The 20319-nt window shown below is 69.0% G+C and carries 20 protein-coding genes; 5 read left to right on the top strand and 15 right to left on the bottom strand.

Annotation, left to right across the window (positions count from 1 at the left end; genetic code table 11):
• Nucleotides 1–94 precede the first annotated feature (94 nt).
• From AB5I39_RS09575 to AB5I39_RS09560, 4 genes are all read right to left on the bottom strand, one after another.
• Nucleotides 95–370: a hypothetical protein gene (locus AB5I39_RS09575; protein ID WP_404365782.1), complete on the bottom strand. Its 276-nt coding sequence runs from the start codon at nucleotides 368–370 to the stop codon at nucleotides 95–97.
• A gap of 61 nt (nucleotides 371–431) precedes the next feature.
• The gene (locus AB5I39_RS09570) at nucleotides 432–695 is read right to left on the bottom strand and encodes a hypothetical protein (RefSeq protein WP_404365779.1); all 264 of its coding nucleotides are present in this window, start codon (nucleotides 693–695) and stop codon (nucleotides 432–434) included.
• 56 nt (nucleotides 696–751) lie between these two features.
• Nucleotides 752–961 (bottom strand): hypothetical protein, encoded by a 210-nt coding sequence (locus AB5I39_RS09565; protein ID WP_404365777.1) that lies wholly within the window; start codon nucleotides 959–961, stop codon nucleotides 752–754.
• Between the two features lie 155 nt (nucleotides 962–1116).
• Nucleotides 1117–1275: a hypothetical protein gene (locus AB5I39_RS09560; RefSeq protein WP_404365774.1), complete on the bottom strand. Its 159-nt coding sequence runs from the start codon at nucleotides 1273–1275 to the stop codon at nucleotides 1117–1119.
• A gap of 255 nt (nucleotides 1276–1530) precedes the next feature.
• Here AB5I39_RS09560 and AB5I39_RS09555 point away from each other — a divergent pair, with 255 nt between their 5' ends.
• The gene (locus AB5I39_RS09555; RefSeq protein WP_404365771.1) at nucleotides 1531–2673 is read left to right on the top strand and encodes a hypothetical protein; all 1143 of its coding nucleotides are present in this window, start codon (nucleotides 1531–1533) and stop codon (nucleotides 2671–2673) included.
• Here AB5I39_RS09555 and AB5I39_RS09550 read toward each other — a convergent pair.
• Nucleotides 2670–3695 carry a hypothetical protein gene (locus AB5I39_RS09550; protein ID WP_404365768.1) on the bottom strand — a complete coding sequence of 342 codons (1026 nt, stop codon included), beginning with the start codon at nucleotides 3693–3695 and terminating at the stop codon, nucleotides 2670–2672. The two genes, AB5I39_RS09555 and AB5I39_RS09550, sit on opposite strands and share 4 nt — an antisense overlap.
• Before the next feature lie 222 nt (nucleotides 3696–3917).
• On the opposite strand from AB5I39_RS09550, the gene AB5I39_RS09545 reads away from it, so the two are divergent.
• Together AB5I39_RS09545 and AB5I39_RS09540 are read left to right on the top strand one after the other, a co-directional pair.
• A complete protein-coding gene (locus tag AB5I39_RS09545; RefSeq protein WP_404365765.1) occupies nucleotides 3918–4073 on the top strand; it encodes a hypothetical protein in 156 nt (51 codons plus the stop codon).
• Entirely contained in the window at nucleotides 4055–4411 is a 357-nt protein-coding gene (locus AB5I39_RS09540) for a hypothetical protein (protein ID WP_404365762.1), read from the top strand. The genes AB5I39_RS09545 and AB5I39_RS09540 overlap by 19 nt, the downstream gene beginning before the upstream one ends.
• A 73-nt stretch (nucleotides 4412–4484) precedes the next feature.
• On the opposite strand, the gene AB5I39_RS09535 is transcribed toward AB5I39_RS09540, so the two are convergent.
• Nucleotides 4485–4784, bottom strand: a complete 300-nt coding sequence (locus tag AB5I39_RS09535; protein WP_404365759.1) for a hypothetical protein — start codon at nucleotides 4782–4784, stop codon at nucleotides 4485–4487.
• A 327-nt stretch (nucleotides 4785–5111) separates the two neighbouring features.
• Between AB5I39_RS09535 and AB5I39_RS09530 the strand changes: the two genes are divergently transcribed.
• Complete coding sequence (locus tag AB5I39_RS09530; RefSeq protein ID WP_404365756.1) at nucleotides 5112–6422, top strand: SIR2 family protein; 1311 nt, start codon at nucleotides 5112–5114, stop codon at nucleotides 6420–6422.
• Nucleotides 6412–8418, top strand: a complete 2007-nt coding sequence (locus tag AB5I39_RS09525; protein WP_404365754.1) for an ATP-binding protein — start codon at nucleotides 6412–6414, stop codon at nucleotides 8416–8418. Before AB5I39_RS09530 ends, AB5I39_RS09525 begins: the two co-directional genes overlap by 11 nt.
• 61 nt (nucleotides 8419–8479) lie before the next feature.
• On the opposite strand, the gene qatD is transcribed toward AB5I39_RS09525, so the two are convergent.
• From qatD to AB5I39_RS09480, 9 genes are all read right to left on the bottom strand, one after another.
• Entirely contained in the window at nucleotides 8480–9250 is a 771-nt protein-coding gene (qatD, locus tag AB5I39_RS09520) for a Qat anti-phage system TatD family nuclease QatD (protein ID WP_185209720.1), read from the bottom strand.
• Nucleotides 9247–10620 carry a Qat anti-phage system QueC-like protein QatC gene (gene qatC, locus AB5I39_RS09515; protein ID WP_404365750.1) on the bottom strand — a complete coding sequence of 458 codons (1374 nt, stop codon included), beginning with the start codon at nucleotides 10618–10620 and terminating at the stop codon, nucleotides 9247–9249. The genes qatD and qatC overlap by 4 nt, the downstream gene beginning before the upstream one ends.
• Nucleotides 10617–11489 (bottom strand): Qat anti-phage system associated protein QatB, encoded by an 873-nt coding sequence (gene qatB / locus AB5I39_RS09510; RefSeq protein ID WP_404365748.1) that lies wholly within the window; start codon nucleotides 11487–11489, stop codon nucleotides 10617–10619. The genes qatC and qatB overlap by 4 nt, the downstream gene beginning before the upstream one ends.
• Nucleotides 11490–11492: 3 nt before the next feature.
• Nucleotides 11493–13448 carry a Qat anti-phage system ATPase QatA gene (gene qatA, locus AB5I39_RS09505; RefSeq protein ID WP_404365745.1) on the bottom strand — a complete coding sequence of 652 codons (1956 nt, stop codon included), beginning with the start codon at nucleotides 13446–13448 and terminating at the stop codon, nucleotides 11493–11495.
• 326 nt (nucleotides 13449–13774) lie between these two features.
• Nucleotides 13775–15151 carry an MATE family efflux transporter gene (locus AB5I39_RS09500; protein WP_404365743.1) on the bottom strand — a complete coding sequence of 459 codons (1377 nt, stop codon included), beginning with the start codon at nucleotides 15149–15151 and terminating at the stop codon, nucleotides 13775–13777.
• Nucleotides 15148–15495 (bottom strand): winged helix-turn-helix transcriptional regulator, encoded by a 348-nt coding sequence (locus tag AB5I39_RS09495; protein ID WP_404365741.1) that lies wholly within the window; start codon nucleotides 15493–15495, stop codon nucleotides 15148–15150. The genes AB5I39_RS09500 and AB5I39_RS09495 overlap by 4 nt, the downstream gene beginning before the upstream one ends.
• Nucleotides 15492–15680 (bottom strand): hypothetical protein, encoded by a 189-nt coding sequence (locus AB5I39_RS09490; protein WP_404365738.1) that lies wholly within the window; start codon nucleotides 15678–15680, stop codon nucleotides 15492–15494. Before AB5I39_RS09490 ends, AB5I39_RS09495 begins: the two co-directional genes overlap by 4 nt.
• Before the next feature lie 374 nt (nucleotides 15681–16054).
• A complete protein-coding gene (locus AB5I39_RS09485) occupies nucleotides 16055–19186 on the bottom strand; it encodes an efflux RND transporter permease subunit (protein WP_404365735.1) in 3132 nt (1043 codons plus the stop codon).
• Nucleotides 19183–20247, bottom strand: a complete 1065-nt coding sequence (locus AB5I39_RS09480) for an efflux RND transporter periplasmic adaptor subunit (RefSeq protein WP_404365732.1) — start codon at nucleotides 20245–20247, stop codon at nucleotides 19183–19185. The genes AB5I39_RS09485 and AB5I39_RS09480 overlap by 4 nt, the downstream gene beginning before the upstream one ends.
• Nucleotides 20248–20319: the final 72 nt, after the last annotated feature.

The raw sequence follows: 20319 nt of genomic DNA, 5'->3' as shown, positions 1-20319 counted from the left end.
CGGTCAACCGGGCCTGCGAACCCGGATGGGGACGCGGCATCGCGTCCCGATTTCGGGATCGGGCCGCCCGCGATGCAGGCGACCGCGGTCGGCGCTAGGTGGTATCGTCTCCGATGTGGATCCGACCGACCCCCTCGTGGCCCACGGTGGCCCCACGGGGGGTGGCCACGCCGCTGGGCCCGTGGACCACCTTGTGGCGGAGGTCGGCCTCATCGTGGGCGAGGCTGTCGACGCGCCGGGCGCGGCGGTCAGCCGGCCTGCCGGTGTCGTCGGGCAGCGAGCCGCGCGCAACGCGCGCGTGACCGCCGACGTCGACGTGGTGGCGCGCTGCGGTATCGTCGGCGGCGCGAGGCAGGTGGTTCTTCTCCATGGTGGCTCCTCTCGGGCTCGGGCGCCCGCGACCTGTTGCTATCGATGGGTGAGTGGAGGCGTCAGCCGCCGGTTGTTCCGCCGCGCTGGTCGACGGCGTCCGCCGCGATCGGCACCTCGGCCATCCGGTCTGACCGGCCGACGAGGAAGTTCGGCGGCGCGGCCTCGGTCGGGTTGCGCCTGTTGGCGCGGCGGAAGCGCCGGCCGGTGAGCGGGACGAAGTGATGGTATAGATGTCCGCGCGAGAGGCTCGCCCGGCCTCTGGCGGCGACATGTCCCGCGGCGATGCGATTGACGGCGTTGCGGGACTTGCGGTGGGACTTCATCGGACGGGCTTCCTTGCTGGCGGCGTGGTTGGGAGGTGGGGCGCAGGGCCCGAGGCTTAGCGTTCGCGGAAGGCGATGCCGGTCGGAGCGACGATCGCGGCGGTCATGCCGCGGCTGGCGCCCACGCCGACCCACGGGTCGGCCTCCGTGCTGGGACGCAGGTGCCCAGCGGGTGGCCGGAGCGAGCGCGGACCGTAGCGGTCGCTGTATGCGCCCGAGGGGGCCTTCCTCTTGAAGTGGCGGCGAGTGCGGCGATGGCTCTTCATTCCATTTTCTCCTCTGCTGTGGGTGACGTCCGATAGTGGCGTCGATCGGTGGATGGTGGTGGCGGGCGCGTGGTCAGTTGCCCGCCGCGTTCGCTTCCGGGGCACGGCTCCATCGCGGATGCCGCTCACTAAGGGGCAGCGGCGCGCCCGGGCGCTCACGATCCCGGCGTCGGGCTGTGGCGGCGCACGGCACCAATGACATGCCGGCGGCCGAGACGATGGCGACGCCGCCCGGCATGCTTCGCCTGCGCTGCCATCGCCCTGCGCATCAACATCGTCACCAGAGTCTCGATCTCGGTCGCTTCCATCGTCATTCCCCACTTTCCACGGTGAATTGAATAACGGCTAGATGGCGATGGATGTCGGATCGCGCAACAACTTTTTTATTCATATTCCCGTGGAAACTGGTAGCGTTGCTGCGTTAAGCATTGTAGGCCGCAGGGATGGGCGAATTCGGGAAGCCAGGATTAGGGACGAATGGTCGCGCCGAGGGTCGGGCCAGGGCGGCGGGAAAGAAGCGCGGAGGCTCCGGGATCGGCGAATCGGGCGCGCTCTCGGCCGAATCGGGCGTGGCCGATGCGCCGGTCGACCTGGAGACGCTGCTGATGCGCCCGCCGACCGAGGAAGAGGCGCGGTCCTGGGCTGTCCTGTCGCCTGCGCTGCGCACGCGGGCGGTAGACCGCATCACCTTGCTGCGGCGGTGGTGGGGCGAGCGCGACGGGCTGACCGCGAAGGAGGCGGCCGCGATGGCGGGCGTCATCCCCAACCGCTTCTACCAGATGGCCGCCGCGTGGAAGCGGGCGCCGGGCCTGGCGGCGGTGGGCGCCTTCGCGGGAACACCGGCGCCGCGATCCCCCCGCATCCATCCCATGGTCAATGCCTCCCTGCAGGCCAATGTCGTAAAAGTCGTGGCCGACGGCGGCGGCAAGTCGGTCGAGGCGATGCGCCGCCGTCTGGAGGAGCTTGTCGCGGCCGACCTGCGCGCGCGTCAGTTGGCCGAGACCGGATCGTCCGGCGCCGGACCGGCGATCCCGTCGCCCACCGTCGTGCGCGCCGTCATCACCCGCGAGCTGAACCGCGTCGGCGAGGCTCAGCTGCTCGGCGAGTCGATCGCGATGGACTGCTGCCCGACCGCGATGCGCTCGCCGGCGGGCGAGCCGTGGGCGTTGTTCGCGATCATCGACCGCGGCACGCTGCGCATCCTCGGCACGTCCGTGGGATCGCTCGACGACAGCGTCGAGGGCTACTCGCTCGCCGCCAGGCGCGCGCTGGTCGCGCTCGCCCCGGTCGGCCCGAGCCTTGGCCCCTGGGCCCGCCGGACCCGGCGCGTGGACATGGTGGTCGGCCGGGACGAGGCCGCATGCGATGCGCTGATCGCGCGCTACGGGAATGTCGAGGGCGCGATCGAATTCAAGGCTGTGACGCGGCCGCGGCGGTTCGGCTCTATGCTTCGGCGGTATGTGGGCGAGCGCATGGGCCGGGTGGACTTGAGGCCCGGCTGGGCGACTGCGGCGCCTCCGATGGCGGACGGGGACCCGGCGTTCGCCAGGTGGGATGCCTGGGAGCGCACGGACTTCGAGGCGCAGGCGTGGAACGAGACGAAGGTGATCGAGCGCGCTGCCAAGGGCCATGAACGTCCGCCGGACGAACTGGTGGCGCTGATCCGTCTGCTGGTCGGCGACGGTCAGATCGATCCGGGCACGCTGCGCTAGCCGCGCCTCGCGGCGTTGTGCGCCGCGACCGCCAGATCGACGGCCGTGACGGCGTCGTCCGGCGACAACGGCCTCCACGGTCCCGCCTTCCGCGCCGCATGGCTGCGGTGTCGTATCGGGATGCTGTCGATATAGCTGCCGAGCGTGGTCGACAGCAGCGTGGATCGGCGGACTACCTGTATGCGCGCGTCCCGCGCGCCCGCGCACGGGACATCGGTCGTCGCCGCGTCTTCATCCGAGTCGCATCCGTCGCGAGCGACGGCGCCGGCGAGCGTGGCGACCACGGTCACCCGCCGATGATGCTCCGCGGCGATCTGTGCCACTAGCGGGCGCGCCGCGGCGACCACGTCGCCGTCGATCACGAGGCGATGCCCGACGATGACCCCGCCCGGACGCTCCACCGCCAGGACGAGTTCGGGTGTCGCGACCGTTCCGTCGCCGGCCATGACCGGCAGCAGGCACTCGACGACGGCGACCGCGACGTCGTCGACCGGTCCGGCCGCAGCGCCCGACTGCGCCTGGCGCGCCCGCATCATGGCCTTGTGCACAAGCCCGGACGATGGCGGCGCTATGCCGTCGGCGGCACACTCGGAGCGCACCTCGGCGCGCACGTCGGTGAAGCGCGCTTCCGTGCCCCGCCGCCCGATCACCCGGTCCATGATGGCCCGGGCGTCGTCCGCGACCGGGCGCGCGCCGTGCTGGTCACGCGTGTCGCCGCGGCGACCGTTGTGGCCGCTGACGAGTCGGGCGTCGCGGTGCTTCTTCCATGCCGACACGAGCCGGTAGAAGTGGGAGACGGTGACCCCCATCCGCGCCGCGGCCGCAAGCGCCTCGCTGCGGGGGTGGCGGCCGTTCGCGCACCATGCGCGCAGGATCGCGACGCGTTCGCGGGTATCGGCCCAGTGCAGCGGATCGATCCCCGTCAGATCGACCTCGGCCGAGACGGCTTCGTGCCCGGCCAACAGCGTGGCGCGCGCGTCCGCGCGCTGGGACGCGAGGCGTCCTTCTTCGATGTCGCTCATCTCGTTTTTCCCTTCAGGATGGTTTCACCGAAGCCGCTCCGGCCGTCGGATTTTGCGCCGCTGCAGCCGCCGCCGGCGGAGAGGAGGGATTGCCTGCTGCGCTAAGCGGCGTGACCGCTCGCATCCCCTTCCCTGCGCGGGTCGGTAGGTAGGGATTGCTTCACCACCGACGGGCTATCCTCCCGAGATGAGCAGGATCGCCGTCGCAGGCCCGAGGGGCGCATGAACGGGCTGCTCACGCATGCCGTCGGCCCGGTGCCGGTCGACGGACTGACTGCATTCGCCGAGCCACGGTTTGGCGGCGTCGGCGCGGTGCTGCCGTTCGCCGTATGGGGCAGGCTGGCGCACGCTGGTCCGACATGGCGTTGGGCGTGCTGACGCGCGACGTCGGGAGCGCGTCCCGCGTCGCGAGCGCGAGGGCCGATGCCTTGGACACCGTCGAGCGCTGGTGCCTCATGGCGCCGCGCCGATGCGCGTTGCCGGTCAGGGGCTACCGCTGGTCCGCTCACTCCGACTGGATCGAGGTCGGGCCGCTCTGGGCGCCATGCATCCCCGAGGACGATCGCCGACTGGGCGCTGGCGCCGCGGTGATCGCCGATCCCGCGGCCGACCATCGCGCGCCGGTGCTCATGGACGTCCGCGAGATCGGGGTCTGGCTGACCGCGCCGCTCTGGGAAGCGATGGCACTCGTCCGCGGCAGTCGGGCCGCCGCCTGACTACTGCTCGGGCGGGATCTCCCGTCGTTCTAGGCAGGTGACCGCAAGGGACGTCACGCGCCTGCGGTGGAACTCAACGGGTGGCGGGATTCCGGTCCAGCGTCACCATGCCGCCGAGTTCGGCGAGCGTCATGGTGGCGTCGATCGTATGCTCGCCGTCGCGGCCGAGCACCAGAATGGGCAACGCCACCTTCCGACCGTCCGAGAAGGTCGCGATCAGCGGATCGGGTCGGAACAGGCCGACGTCGTCGGTCCAGCCGTCGTGCGTGTCGGTGAGCTCGAACGCGTCCCAGGTGATGCTCGAATGGCTTTCCCAGTCAGGGGCGACGTCGAGTTCGCTGATCCCCTTGTCGTCAATCCATAATGCCCGCACGGTCACCTCCACCGCCGGGCCTATCGTCGGTTCGTTAAAGAACCGGCACTCGCCGGTTGGCGGCGGGAGGGCGATGGAACGTGACCATGACCACGGCCGTCGTCAGTTTCACTGCCAACGAGGTGGCGGACGGCGGGGGATGGTCGCGCCGATCGCTGACTCCGGCCGACTGCCGCGCTCCTCTGGGCGTAATGTCGGCGCGCACGGTGCCGCTGGATCGGTTCGGGTTGCTCGCGCGCGCAGGTCACCGCACAAGTGGGCTGACGCATCGTCTGCGGAGCGGTGGGATTCTCGAAGGGGTGGTGGATGGACGGAGCGGATGGATTGATGGCGGACGGCTCCTCGACCGCGGCAGGTGGAGCCCCTCACGCCGACAGCGGCTTCACCTTCGTCCGCAGCGGCGACCACGGGACGCAGCAGCTGGACTGGGACAAGGGCCCCGAGCAGGTGCGCAAGGCGCTGGGCGAGGCGCTCGGCGCGCGCAACGTCGCGTTCCTGCTGGGCGCGGGCTGCTCGTCGATGATGAAGGACGGCACCGAGCGCGGCATCGCCACGATGGCGCCGTTGGCGGCGGAGTTTTGCGGTGCGGCCGGCGCCGCCGCGGGCGGCCCCGCCTGGGCGCTGGACGCATCCGACCTGTCATGCCTGGCGGGGCACGGCCTCACCCTGGATGGCGACTACACCCGCAACCTGGAACGGCTGATGGAGACGCTGCATGCGCTCCGGTTCGTGCTGTCGCGCACCGATGACGCCGGGGACGTGGACGAGGTCGCGGCGATCGACGGCATGATCGCCAAGATCCAGGCGTTCCTGTGGGAGCGGTGCACGGCCGGGGCCTTCGCCAGCGGCGACGACGAGGTGCTCGGCCTCTACGAATCCTTCTACCGCCGCCTGGTGCTGCGCGACCGCTCGCTCCCCCGGCCGTGGATTTTCACGACGAACTACGACCTGTTCAGCGAACGGGCCATGGACCGTCTCGGGCTGCCATACGCGAACGGGTTCTCAGGCGTCGTCGAGCGTCGCTTCAATCCGGCGACCTTCAGATACGCGCTCGCCGAGCAGCTCGACATCTCGAACCGCAAGTGGTCGGCGGTCGACGGATTCGTGTACCTGTGCAAGCTGCACGGCTCGATCAGCTGGACGGAGGACGACCACGGGCTCTTCCCGATCCGCGAGACCTGGCCCCAGACCGCGCCTTCGAAGGTCATGATCTTCCCAACGCCGGCGAAGCAGAACTCGAGCCTCGGGTCGCCGTATTCCGACCTGTTCCGCGAGTTCCAGTCGCGCATCGTCCGAGAGCAGAGCGTCCTGATCACCATGGGCTACGCCTTCGGCGACGAGCACCTGAACAACATTATCTACCAGGCGCTGACGATCCCGACCTTCAGGCTCATCGTCTTCGCCGATCCGGGTTCGGGCAGCGACATCGCCAAGCTGCGTGCGCTGGCCGATCCGCGCATGTGGATCATCGGCGGGTCGGGGCCGCCCGACGGCGCACCCGCCCATTACTTCAGCACCATCGTCGAGCACCTGCTGCCGCGACGCCCGTCCGACAGGATCGACGACGCGGTGAAGCTGGTGCTCCAGACGATGGCCGCCGGCTCGGCCGCCGCCGCGGTGCCGACCGATGACGACTGACGATAGGCGCCGCGCCATCGGCTCGGTCGTCGCGGTCGCGGCCGACAGGTTCGTCATCGAGATGCATGGCGGCACGGACAGCTTCACCGTGGTCGGCTTCGACGACGTGCATTACGTCGCCCGCCTGGGATCGTTCGTCATGATCCCGGCTCAGGCCGAGTATGTGGTGGCCGAGATCGTGGGGCTTCGCGAGCGCGACGCCGGCGCCGGTGGCGAGATGGACAAGGCCGGCTCTGCCAAGTTCCTGGACGTCGTGCCCGTGGGCATGCTGCCCGTGGAGGGCGGCAGGTTCCGCTTCGGCGTCTCCGTTTTCCCCTCCCTCTACGCTGATGCCCTCTACGCCCTGGACAAGGAGCTGGACCGCATCTTCGACACGAGCCCGGCGTCGGAAAGGTCGTCGGGTCCCGACGGCGGCGACTGCGTGCCGGCCGAGGCGACCCGTCTGCGCATCCTGGAGATCGGACAGTCGGTCGTCTTCGAGGATTACCGGGTCAAGGTCCGCATCGACGAGTTCTTCGGAGGTCATGCAGCGGTGCTGGGCAACACCGGGAGCGGCAAGTCGTGCACGGTCGCGTCGATCCTGCAGGAGCTGTTCGACAAGCCAGACGAGCACCATGCCAGGGGCGCGACCTTCGTCGCGCTCGACGTCAACGGCGAATACCACCGGGCGTTCGGCAGGCTGGCCGCGGCAGGCGTGATCGGCGTGGATCGGCTGGTGCTCGACGGCACGGCCGCCGCCGACCGGTTCAGGATCCCGCACTGGTTCCTGGACCTGTCGGAATGGGAACTGCTGCTTCAGGCGAGCGAGCGCACGCAGGTGCCGATCCTGCGCATGGCGCTTGGCCTGGCGACGCTGTTCGGGGGCGCGGCCGACGGACAGCTGAACGACATCCGCAACCACATCCTCGCCAAGTGCATCACCCAGATCCTGTCCGACGAGAGCCCGCCCGGTGCCAAGGAGACGCGGATACTCGGCATCCTGCAGCGCTTCAGGACCGCCGAGATCAATTCGGGCACGATCGGGGCAATGGTGCACACGCATTACGGCAACATGGCCAATATCGAGGACGCCTTCGCGTATCTCGTCGGCGAAGATGGCGATGGCGGCTATGTCATCGACGACTTCAAGCTGCCCGACTATTCCAACAGTCCGTTCGACTTTGAGACGCTGGGTGACGCGATCGACCTGGCGCTGCTCTACGAGGAGGCGCACGGCAACCGCCAGATCCGCGACTATTGCTCGCAGATGGTCACGCGCTTCAAGGCGCTGCTGGAGCGCGAGGATTACGCCTTCCTGCGCCACCCGGCGGCGGGCGCGACGAGGGACACCGGGCCGTTCCTAGCGCGGCTGCTGGGCCTGGGCGCTCAGAACGGCTGCCATGTGAAGGCGTCGCAGGTCGTGATCATCGACATGAACGCGGTCGAGGATGAGGTCGTGGAACTCGTCAGCGCGGTGGTCGCGCGCATGGTATTCAGGCTGCTGCGGCGCGCCGACCCCCGCAGCCGCTTTCCCGTCCACCTGCTGCTGGAGGAGGCGCACCGCTACATCTCGTCCACGCCGTCCCGCTATGCGCTGGACGCCGGCCGGGTGTTCGAGCGGATCGCGAAGGAGGGCCGCAAGTATGGCCTGTTCCTGCTGGTGGCGTCGCAACGGCCGAGCGAGCTGTCGAAGACCGTGCTGTCGCAATGCTCGAACTTCGTCGTGCACCGCATCCAGAACCCCGACGACCTTTCGCAGATCAGGCAGATGTCGCCGTCGATATCGGACGGCGTGCTGCGCCGGTTGCCGACGCTGCCCAAGCAGCACGCGCTCGTGTTCGGCAACTCGGTCAACCTGCCGACCACCTTCAAGGTCCGGAGCGCCGATCCGCTGCCGGCAAGCGACGACGCGAAGATCGTCGACTTGTGGTTCCACGAGGCCGGACGCAAGGCGAGCATCACGCTCTCGCCTGCGCCTGCAGACCAGGCGGATGAAGGGGAACAACCGTTCCCGTAACGCTCCGCCTGCAGGATGTGGGTGCTCGCTTGACCCTCCGGAGGCTTGATGCCCAAGCGGTCTAGACGGCGCTGACGAGCGAGCGGAGGTTTGACACGATCACCTTCGCCAGTTCGCCCGGCACCATGCCCTTGAGGGTGGCTAGCTCCCCGACCGTGTCGATCACCGACGGCGGCCGCGCCGGCGCTCCGTCCATCTCGACGAACGGGCCGTCGGTTTCCGTCAAAAGACGGTCGAGCGGCAGGCCCGCCACTAGTTCGCGATGCTTGTCCGATCGTAGCATCTCGCGATTGATTGAGAAGTAGCAGCCCATGGCCGCGGCGCGGCGCGCCTCGGCGGGCGTTCCGGTGAACCAGTGGAGAATGACGCGCCCACGATCCTGCGGCAGCGCGGCCTCGATGTGGCCGAGCACCTTCGGCACCGAGCGCACGCTGTGAACCGTCAGGATCTTCCCGCCCTGCTCGGCGCAGGCGCGCAGGATGCGTTCGAAGACCCGCTCCTGTTCCGGGAAGCTGCGGTAGAAGCGCGGCCCCGCGTCTAGTCCGATCTCGCCGACGTAGCGCGCGTCCGGCAGCAATGCCTCGAACAGCGGCAGCTCCCCGGCGCGTTCCGCCACCAGCTGCGGATGCAGCCCGAGCGCCACGCGGACGTGCTGCGACCGGGACGCCAGCTCCCGGTTGCGCTTCCAGGCCTTGGGCGTGGTGGTGACGGCCAGCGTCGCGACCCGTTCCCGGTCGCATTCGGCGATCACCGCGGCGTGGTCCCGATACAGGTCCAGGTGGCAGTGGAAGTCGACCCAGCGCGGCGGCGGACGGGTGGTTGCGGTGGTCATGAAGGTTTGGCTTGCACACCTTGGAGTAGGCGCCCGACCTCTTGCAGGCCAGCGATATAGACCGCCTCATAGTCGGTCAGCTTGCTGGGATGATCCGTCAGCGGACCCGGACGATGGATGTCGAATGCCGCGCGTGCCGGTTTCTTGGCCAGTCGCGAGAGCGCCAACTGGAAGGAGCGCACGTGCTCGCCCTCTGCGCGCTTTGTGTCCAGCACGCGCCCATGCAGGCTCGGGATCTGATATTCGGTATCGTCGGTGCCCCAGCCTTCCTTGATCGCGGCGCGCCGTATCAGACACGGCACGCAGTGCCCGCAATGCTTGGGCTGGCGATCCGCCTCGTTGAGTGCCCAGCGCGCCTTGGCCGGCGACGAGCACGACATCGTGTTCTTGGCCTCCCGCTGGAGGAAGCCCACGTCCGCGCAGCCTTTCGCCATCTGCCCCTTCGTCTGGAACGCGTAGGGGTTGTGGAGGGTCACGTTCAGCCCCAGCCCTCGCATCAGTTCCTCGAAGCGCGCCATGTAGAACGGGTGCGTCGTCCGCGTGCTGAGGGCGCCCAGCCGCAGCGGATCGAGTGGCACGTTGAGCGAGATGAGGCCGTTCTCGGGAACATGGACAACCGCCTGTCCACCGACTGCATCCGCCGTCATCGCGGCGAGGGCGAAGAACAGGAAGGAGCGACCCCGCAGCGTGTTCTCGACCGAGAAGTCGTCGATGACGTCGTTCGGGAAGCCGACCCGCGCGCGGACGTGATGGATGGTCGCGCTCGGGAAGCGCCGCTTCAGCGCCTCGCCGCAATAGGTCTGGTGCTTGCTCGTGATGCCGTCCCAGTAGTGGCTGACGAGCAGCGGGGACTCGCCGGCCGCGAGCAGGTCGATGGCGCCGATGAAACTGTCGAGGCCACCCGAGAACAGGCAGACGCTCGACGGCGTCGCGGTGCGCAGCTTCGTTGGCGGTGCGGCCAACACGGGCACCGACGCGATCCGGGGGCGGAACCGCACACCCCAGTGGTCGCCGGTCAGGAAGTTCAGCGTCGTCACGATCAACGGCGCAAGCCCGGTCCACAGGGCGGGATCATGGACCGGGAGGTGCAGGTCGATCTCGCGCGTCCACGCGTCCTGCGCGTCGGCGTCGCGAGAGATGCGCGTGTCGGCGGCGGTGATCGCTGCGGCCAGCAGCGCCAGATCGACAGCGGCCTCGCCTGGGCAGAGCCCGACGTCGCGGAGCTGGTCCAGAGCCTGCCCGAGTCCGTATCCGACGTGTCCGAAGCCGTCGATGAACGATATCTCGGTCACGTGCGTGTCCGCCCGTGACGGCGTGACCGGGGCGGTGTCGGCGGCGCCGAGCCGCCCGACGATGCTGTGGTGCCTCATGCTGCGGCCTCGCCTGCTGCGGCGACCAGTTCGAACGCCGCCTCATATATCTGGTTCACAACGACTTCTATGTCGCGGTCCGACATGCGCTCGACGCCGTCCAGGCGCCCGGCGAGCTGCCCGCGTGTGCAGCCGGTCACGAAGTCGTGGAGCTGAGCCTGCGCGTTCTCGACGGCCGCCACACTGTCGGGCAGCGTCACGCCGCGGCCGCCGAGGTCGGCCATGACCCGGCCCTCGATCGAGCGCGCGACGAAGTCGAGGAAGAACTCGCCCATCTGATCGGGGGTAAGCGTGTCGAAGCTGCCGACGCCGGCCTCGGCCATGTCGCCGATGGTCTCCAGCATGGCTTGGCGGGCAATGGCCTCGTCGACCGCGCCGCCGGGCGGGCACACGAACTCCAGCAGACCGACGAAGACCTCGGCCGCGGGTCGACCCGCGAGCCCGGCCAGGTTGAGCTGGCGCAGGGTCTCGGCGGGGCCGATCGTCGAGAAGTTGCGAACGACGCCGAGCAGGCGCGCGCCGGCGGCGCGCGAGGAGCCCATCCGCCTCGCCGCGCGTCCGGCGCCGCCCGTGCCGTTCCGCACGTAGTTCGACAGCGCGCTGCCGAGCGCGCTCCGGCTTCCGGTCTGGGCGAAGCGCGAGAAGCTGCCGCGCGCACCGCCCAGGCCGCCCGCTCCGCTGGTGTCCGGACGCGGAGGTGTCGGGGCCTGCGGTTGCGCCGGCGCGCCCGGCTGCCCCGGACCTGCAGGCTGCCCCGGCGAGCCGGGCGCCGGCACTGCCGGCGCGGGTGCCGCGCCGGGTGCCGGATCGTCGACCCAGGAGGGGACCAGTCCGCTGGACGGGCCGCCATAGCCCTTCGAGGTGCCCATCGCTCAGCCTCTCCGCAGCTGCGACACCGCCTTGGCGGTGGTCTGGAGCGTGGCGTTCTCTGACTGCTCGGCCCACGACCGGACGAGCGTCTCGAACTCGCGCGATATGGCGACGTCGGGGAAGCACGTGCCCCAGCTGGACACCGCCCACGCGCCGATCTTCGGCACCGGGAGCTCGCGCACGAAGTCGAGCAGCCGCCGCTGCAGCGGGGGGTGCATCTCGACCAGCTTGGTCAGTCCGTCGATTCCCTTCGGTTTAGTCGCGAAGCTGTCCTCCTGCAGGATGCGTCCGCGGATGGCTTCGAACACCTCCTCGGGTTCGGGCCCGGTCAGCTTGCCCACCTGATCGGACGCGCCGCGCACCATCATCGTCGGGCCCATCAGCTTGTCGACCAGATCCTCCAGGTGGCTGGCGGCGGCGAGGCCGCCGAGCGAGCTGCGCTTGTCGCGCGTGACGAACACGTATGGGCGCAGGTCATGGTCGGCCAGCGCCGGATCGATCGAGGCCCAGGTCTTCGCCCACCCGTTCTTCATCCACTCCTCGGCCTCGGTCGGCAGCAGCGGCGGTGCGGGCCTGGCCGCCTTGCGCGAACCCCGGGTGGCAGGCTTGTCGTCCTCGTCGACCTGCCCTGTGGGCTCGCGCACCGCGGCCTCGAACCGGGCAAGCGCATCCGGCTTGCCGTCGGGGGCGTTGGCGGCAAGCCTTGCCAGCTGCTCGTAGAAGTCGGGATAGAACCGTTCCGCGAGCATGATCTTGGCCAGCACCGGCCGCTGCACGTCCGCCCCGAATCCGCGCTCTTCGGCGATCGCATGCCTCAGCATCATCGAGTTCAGGAAGCGCTTAATCTGGCGCGGATTGCCACGGGTGCCCTCGCTGAGGATCTTCGTGACGTGGGCGCTGATCACCAGCGCCTGGTCGACGTCCGGGGGAACGGTTCCGCCAAGGGCCGTCTCCACCGTTTTCCTGTCCAGGCCTCTGCTCTTCCAGGGTCGCTTCATGTCCTCGCGGGCCGCCGCGAGCAGCGCGAGGAAACCGGGGTCTGTCGACCCGAGCGCGTTCTCGGCCATCAGCAGCGTGATGTAGACGCGCGTTTCGGCGAGCCCCAACGCGGGTATGCGGAATGGCACCTGGATCAGCTTCTCGAGATAGTTTCGCGCGTAGCTGACGGGTCCCGAGCTCGGCGGCAGGTCCGGGAAGTGCTCGCGGACGGCATATTCGATCATCAGCTCGTCGGCCCCGATCACGAAGGCGGTGCGGTCGACGAAGAGGAAGAGCCGGATCGCCTCAAGCGTGGCGATCGCGGTCTTGGGCAGGCAACGGTCAAGATCGTCGACGATGACGACGAGCTGGTCGATGTCGGCGGCATCGAGCAGCTCCTCGAATTCCTTGCGGAAGGCGTGGATGTGCTCGGGCAGGTTGTCGGAGTCCTTGGGCGCTTCCTTCAGGAAGTCGCCAGCCTTGCCGGCGAGCTCCAGCACGTCAGCCTTCGAGACATGGTCTTGCGGCTTGGCGATGAACGCGGTCGCCATGTCGTAGAGCCCCTTCACCTGGTCGAGCGTGGGGATGCCGGTGGTGGCCGTGAACGCGAAGCCGCCCGCCTTGCGGGCGAGCTTCAGCCAATCGACGCGCTTCAGCACCTTCTTCGCAGCGTCGGCGACCTTGGTGGAGTTAGGACGCGCGCGTCTCAGTTCGTCGACGATGGTCTCGATGACGACGGTCTTGGCGTCCTCGAACCCTTCGAAGGTCCAGCCGTTGAACCAGAGGCACAGGACACGATGATCCTTTGCGAAGGCGCCCTCGAGCATCTTCAACACGCTGGACTTGCCCGCGCCCCAGTCGCCATGCACGCCGATGGTGACCGGCGACTCCGGCGTCTTGCGGATGAGTTTCACCACCGTCTTCGCGATGGCCTCATAGTAAAGGAGATCGGTCGCCGTCTCCTGATCGTTCAAGAACATCTCAGCTCCCCGGTGCTCCATCCCGTGAAGCTGACCCTTCGCGCAAGATGAAACATCTTTGCCACCGGGATCGCAAGGGGCAGAGTGATGGGTCACGGGCCTAATGGTCCACAACGGTGCGAACGGCGCATGGACGTCGTCGACACTCGGTTTGCCCGTGGGCGGACTTGTCACAGTCCGCCTGTCGGTCAGTTGGTAGGTTTCGCGTCGTCCTGGGTGGCCCGGGTGAAACAGGCTGGGCATCTAGTTCGACTACGCTGGGCGTGGGACGGGCGATTGCAGTAGCCGCCAAGGAGACGCTTCAGCGGAAAGCTGGACCCTCGAGCCTATCGGATCGAGAACAGGCGCCGGGTCATGAAAGCCCACGCGCAGACACCCGCAGCGACGAATTGACCTGCGGCCACGACGATCGAAAGACCTGTCATTTCGACGCCTGCTTCGACTGCGAGCCAGCCGGCGCCGCCCGCGATCGCCAGGCGCGCAGTTCCCGCGAACGTGGTCCAGCCCGGCCGTCCGCCCCCTTGGGAAACGAACGCGAGGACAAAGGCGACGGCGAGGGCGGGATACGCGAAGGCCATGGCGCGCAGGTAGATCGCCCCCGCCTCGATCGCACCGGGATCGTCGGTGAACAGCCTGAGCCAGACTCCGGGTTCGACGAAGACGACCGCGCCGATCACGCTGGCGAAGGCGGCTCCTATCAAGATGCCGGCCACCGCGACACTCCGCGCGCGGCGCACGTCTCCGGCACCTAAGCACGTGCCCACCATCATGAGCACCGCGCTGCCGAGACCGAACAGCACGGGGACGAGCAGATACTCCAGGCGGGCGCCGACCCCGTAGCCGGCGAGCGCATCGCTGCCGAACCGGCCGACGGCTCCCGTTACGAGCACCACCGCGAGGTTCAGCTGGATGACCGAGAGCGATGAGATCAGGCCAACGCCCAGGATCTGGCCGAAGAGCTCCCGGCGGAGCGGACGCCGCGACAGCGTTAGACTGCCGCGTCCCGAGCGCAGCAAACGAAGCAGGAAGAGGGCTGCACCGCTGTAGAAGACGGTCACGGCGATGCCGGCGCCAGCGATACCCAGCCCTTCATGGGGTCCAACCCCGAAGATCAGGACCGGCGACAGCGGCACCAGCACCACGATGCCCGCAAGCGAGACGCGCGCAGGCGTGCGGACGTCGCCGGCGCCGCGCAGCGCCGCCGAGCACAGGTTCACGACCCAGATCGGCACGGCGCAGAGGAACAGCCAGTCCGAGTAGCGTAGCGCCTGAGCGAGCGCGCCGCCGGTGGTGCCCAGGGCGGCATACAGGATCGGGCCGAACAGCCAGGCTAGGACGCTGAAGATGGCGCCGGCGATGACGGCCAAGATGACCGCATGCACAGCGAGATCGTCGGCGTCCGTGTCGCGGCCGCCACCGATAGCCCGCGCAACCGCCGATGACACCCCGCCGCCGATGCCGCCCGCGGACATCATCGTCATCAGCATCCAGACCGGAAACACCACCGAAACGCCGACCAGCGCGTCCTTGCCTAATCGTGACACGTAGTAGGTCTCGACCACGCCGACGGCGGTCTGCGCCACGAGCACGGCGATGGTCGGGGTCGCGAGCCGCGCGAGAGTGGCTAGGATCGGCCCCGAGAGCATCGCAGCGCGCGCCGCGGCCTTGGCGGATGCCGGCGTGGAGAGAGTCGAGGACGTCATGGACGTGCCGGGGGCCTGGGGCCAACAGGCACGTCACCGCACCGGTCCCATTCCGCGGACCAATCGCTGATCGCGTCGATGACGCCGCGCGACCCGGCGCCGCGCGGCGTGAGCCTGTATACCTGCCGGTCGGCAGGCTCAGGCAGGCGCACACGCTCGACCAGGCCCGCCTGCTCGTAGAGCCGAAGGCGCGCCGCCAGGATGTTCGCCGAAACGCCCGGAATGGCCTCGCGCAGGCCCGAGAATCGCGCGGGGCCGGCCAGCAGCGTTCGCAGGATCGCAATGCCCCATTTCGCGGTGACGAGTTCCTCGATCGAAGATCGCGCGGAGGGCACCATGTTCATGCCGGATCGCGGTCCGGCGGGGACGCGGTGGGCAACGCCGCCTCGACCTCTTGGAGGCGACGCTCCAGCGCGTCGATGCGCTGGGACGTGATCTCGTGCACGTCCGTATCCAGCGCCTTCGCCCAGAGGTCGAGCCAGCGGACCGCTCGACCCCAGATCGACATGCTACCTGGCGAAGAATTCATTCCCATGGTCCTCTCGGTGATGCGGACGCCAGGTCGCTGAGGGCAGCGGCGGCTGCGAGTTGATCCTCCGTCAGTCCGCAGCGGAGGCATTCGGCTACGACCAAGGCGCGACTTGCGTCGCTGCATCGGAGCCTCCGTCCGATGCAGAACCGCCGCAGCGCCTCCAGCTTCGGATCCGCAAGCGGGTTCGCCCGCCGGACGCCGAACAGGAGGTCTGCCAAGCGTCGCAGCGCACCCCCTGGGCAGATCGTCGCCGGCTCGTCCCGCAGCGCGAGCATCACCACCTGATGCTCGATCGGCGAGAGAAGCGGTGACGGCGGAGGCATCGGGCCCGCGGTCGTGGCTGCGGTGACCGGGCGGTGGAACATCGTGCGTCAGGCCAAGGCCGGGGCGGCGGATGCCGACGCGGGCCGCTCGCCTTCGTCCGGTGTGATCCGATACCAGAGCGCATAGAGCGCCGGCAGGAAGACCAGCGTCAGCACCGTCCCGCCCAGCGTCCCGCCGATCAGGGTCACCGCCATCGATCCCCAGAACACAGACTCGATGAGCGGGACGAAGGCCAGCACCGCAGCCAGTGCCGTCAGGATCACGGGACGCGAGCGCTGCACCGTCGCCTCCACCACCGCGTCGTGCGGGGTCATGCCGGCCTTCTCGTTGTCGTGGATCTGCCCGATCAAGATCAACGTATTGCGCATCAGGATGCCGGCGAGCGAGATCAGTCCCAGGATCGCGTTGAACCCGAACGGCTGGCCGGTGACGAGCAGCGTGGGCACTACGCCGATCAGCCCGAGCGGTGCGGTCAGTAGCACGATCGCCATCGCTGAGAGGCTGCGCACCTGCAGGATGATGACGACCATCATCAGCACGATCATGATCGGGAAGATCGGTGCCAGCGCCGCGTTGGCCTTGCCCGCTTCCTCGATCGAACCTGCCATGTCGATTCCATAACCGGCGGGCAGCGACGCGATGATCGGCTGGAGCTTCTCCATCATCGCGGTCGACACGTCGGGCGGCTGTAGCCCGTCGGCGATGTCTCCGCGCACGGTGATCGTCGGCACGCGGTCGCGGCGCTGGAGGATCGGGTCCTCCATCCGCACCTCGAACCTGCCGACCTGGCTGACCGGAACCCGCTGACCGTTCGCGCCGACCAAGGTGAAGTCACCGATCCGCGTGGGATCGAGTCGCTCGTCGCCCGAGGAGCGCGCGACGATGTCGACCGTGCGAATGTCCTCGCGCGCCTGGGCGACGGTGACGCCAGTCAGCAGGAACTGGAGCTGGTTGGCGACGTCCGCCGACGTGAGGCCGAGCGCGCGAAGCCGATCCTGATCCAGCACCAGCCTCATCGCGGGCGCTCGTTCGACCGAATCTACGTTGACGGTGCGCATCATGGGATCGTCCTGCATCACCTGCCGCACCCGCTCGGCGATGGCGCGGACCTGATCGTGATCGGGGCCGTTCACCCGGAACGCGACCGGGAAGGGCGACGGCGGACCGAACACGAGCTGGGTCGCCCGCACGCGTGCCATGGGGGCGAGGCCGTCGGCCACGGCCTGCCGCAGGTTGGCCTTCAGCGCATCCCGCGCCTCCTCATCGTCGGTCCGCACGACGATCTTTGCGAAGGACGGATCGGGAAGTTCGGAGTTGAGCGACATGAAGAAGCGCGGGGCGCCCTGGCCGATATAGCTCGTGACGATCTTCGCCTGTGGCTGTCGGCGCAGCCATGTCTCGACCTCGCGGCTCGCCAGGCTGGTCGCCTCGATCGCGCTGCCCTTGGGCATGTAGACCTCGACCAGCAGCTCGGGACGGTCTGACTGCGGGAAGAACTGCTTCTTGACCGGCCCCATGCCGACGCCGGCGATCAGGAAGGCGGCCAGCGTCGCGAACGCGACGAGCTTCTTGCGGCGCACCGCCCAGGCGATCAGACTGCGCACCTTCTGGTAGCGCGGCGTTCGGTAGATTGCGTCATGTCCGCCCTCGACCAGCGGGATGTTGGGCAGCAGCTTCACGCCTAGATACGGAGTGAAGATCACGGCGACGAACCACGAGGCGATCAGCGCGAAGCCCACGACCCAGAAGATGTTCCCGGCGTATTCGCCCGCTCCTGACTTCGCGAACCCCACCGGCATGAGCCCGATCACGGTGACGAGCGTGCCCGCAAGCATCGGCGCGGCGGTGTGGCTCCAGGCATAGGCCGACGCCCTGATGCGGTCGTAGCCTTCCTCCATCTTCACCACCATCATCTCGATCGCGATTATGGCGTCGTCGACGAGCAGGCCGAGCGCGAGGATCAGCGCGCCGAGCGTGATGCGATCGAGCACTCGGCCGGTCGCCCACATCACTACGAGGACGATCGCGAGCGTGAGCGGCACTGCCGCCGCGACGACGATGCCGACCCGCCAGCCCAGGCTGAGGAGGCTCACGATCATCACGATCGCCAGCGCCTCGAGGAAGGTCTTCATGAACTGATCGACCGCGGCCCGGATGTTGACCGCCTGATCGGTGACCGGCGTGAAGCTCATACCGACCGGAAGCTCGGACTGGATCTTCGTCACCTCGGCACCCAGGGCCTTGCCGAGTTCAAGCCCGTTCCACCCCTGGCGCATGACGACGCTCAGCAGAAGCGCCGGCTCTCCTTCGCTGCGGATCTGGAAGGCGGAGGGGTCCTGATAGCCACGCTTGACCGTGGCGATGTCGGACAGCCGCAGTGTGGCGCCGTTCGCGACGATCGGCAGGTCGCGGATCTTGGCGAGATCGTCGAACGCGCCGTCGAGGCGGACGGTGACCGTCTGCGCCTTGCTCTCGACCGAGCCAGCCGGGGTCAGCAGGTTCTGTTTGCCGAGCGCATCGAGGATCGCACGCGGCTCGACGCCAAGCGTCGCCAGCCGACCTTCTGAGAATTCGACGTAGATGCGCTCGGGCTGCTCGCCGAGGATCTTGATCTTGTTGACGCCGGGCACATGCAGCAGCCGCTGTCGCAGCTGTTCGGCTTCGCGGGCGAGCTTGCGCTGCGGCTCGCCCTTCGCCTTCAGCGCGTAGAGCGCGAAGGTCACGTCGCCATATTCGTCGTCGAGGAAGGGACCGGCGACCCCCTGCGGCAGATTGCGCTGCTCGTCCTGCAGCTTCTTGCGAGCTTGGTAGAACTGCTCCGGCACCAGTTCTGGCGGGACCGAGTCCTTCAGCCACAGCGTCATGAAGACGAAGCCGGGCCGGGTGAAGGTGTCTGTCCGATCGTAGTAGCGAAGCTCCTGCAGCCGCTTCTCGATGGGCTCCGCGACCTGGTCCTGCATCTCCTGCGCGGTGGCGCCGGGCCATGCTGCGGCGACCGTCATAACCTTGATCGTGAAGCTCGGGTCCTCGGCACGTCCGAGCTTCAGGAACGCAATGGTGCCCGCCATGATGATCGCCATCAGGAAGAACAGCGTCACCGATCGCTCGCGGACGGCCAGCGCCGACAGGTTCCAGCGGCTCGGCTGCGCGTCCGACGCGCGGTTCGCGTCGCCGCTCACTTGGCCGCGTCCTTCGCGGCGACCTGCCGGGCGATCCGCACCGGCTGGCCCTGGTGGAGCAGGTGCGCGCCGAGCGCGACGATGGCCTCTCCGGCGCGCAGGCCGGCCGACAGCGTCGCGCTCTCCTCTCCGACCGTCGCGATCCGGACAGGACGCCACGCCACGGTCGGCTGCTTGCCAGCGCGAACGACCCAGACGCCGGGGCCCTTCCCGGTGTCGGTGATCGCGGCCAGCGGCACTTCGGTCGCTGCCGCGGCGCCCGGTTGCGCAAGCGCGACGGTGACGGTCGAGCCGAGCGGCGCCTGTGCAGGGGCGCCGGCGAGGACGTAGCGTGCGGCGAAGGTCCGCGTCGCCGGGTCGGCGGCATCGGAGAGTTCGCGCAACGTCGCCGTGCCGGTTGCCCCACCATAGGTGCGCGCCTGCGCCGTCGATCCGATGCCGGGCCGCAGCGTCTCGGGAAGCTGGACGAGCGCCTCGCGCGGACCCGATCGGGCGATGCGCACGACGACCTGGCCCGCGCCGACCACCTGGCCCGGCTCGGCCAGCGTCTCGACGACCGTCCCGTCGGCGTCGGCGAGCAGGACGCTGTAGCCCGTTTCGTTGCGGGCCACGCGCGCCTGCGCGTTGGCCGAGGCAAGCTGGGCGCGCGCCGCATCGGCCGCCGCCCTCGCCTGGTCGTAGGCGGAGGCCGACACCGCGCCCGCGCCCACCAGATCGCGGAGACGCGCCTCGTCCGCGGCGGTCTGGCGTGCGCGGGCGCGGGCAGCTTCGACCGTCCCGGCCGACGCCTGGCTCGCCAGCGCGAGGTCGCTCGCGTCGATGCGCATCAGCGGCTGGCCGCGTCGGACGACCTGCCCCGCATTGACGAGGCGCTGCACGACCTTGCCGCCGACCCGGAACCCCAGGTCGCTCTGGACCCTGGCGGCCACCACGCCGGTGAACTCGCGCCCGGTCCCCGCGCCGGATGACGGGACGGTCACCCGGACCAGCGGCGGCAGCGTCCGGGGATCCGCCTCTTCCTTGCCGCAGGCGGCGAGCGCCAATGCGATGAGCGGCGCCAAGCCCGCGGTGCGGATCGGTAACCGTTGCGACACGAATCAGTCCTCCCAGGTTCGGGAGCCTAACTGTTGTCT

It is taken from the genome of Sphingomonas sp. MMS24-J45 (assembly GCF_044881195.1).
Classification (GTDB): Bacteria; Pseudomonadota; Alphaproteobacteria; order Sphingomonadales; family Sphingomonadaceae; genus Sphingomonas.
Note: the sequence above shows the minus strand (reverse complement) of the source record. Positions and strands in the feature narration are given on the sequence as shown.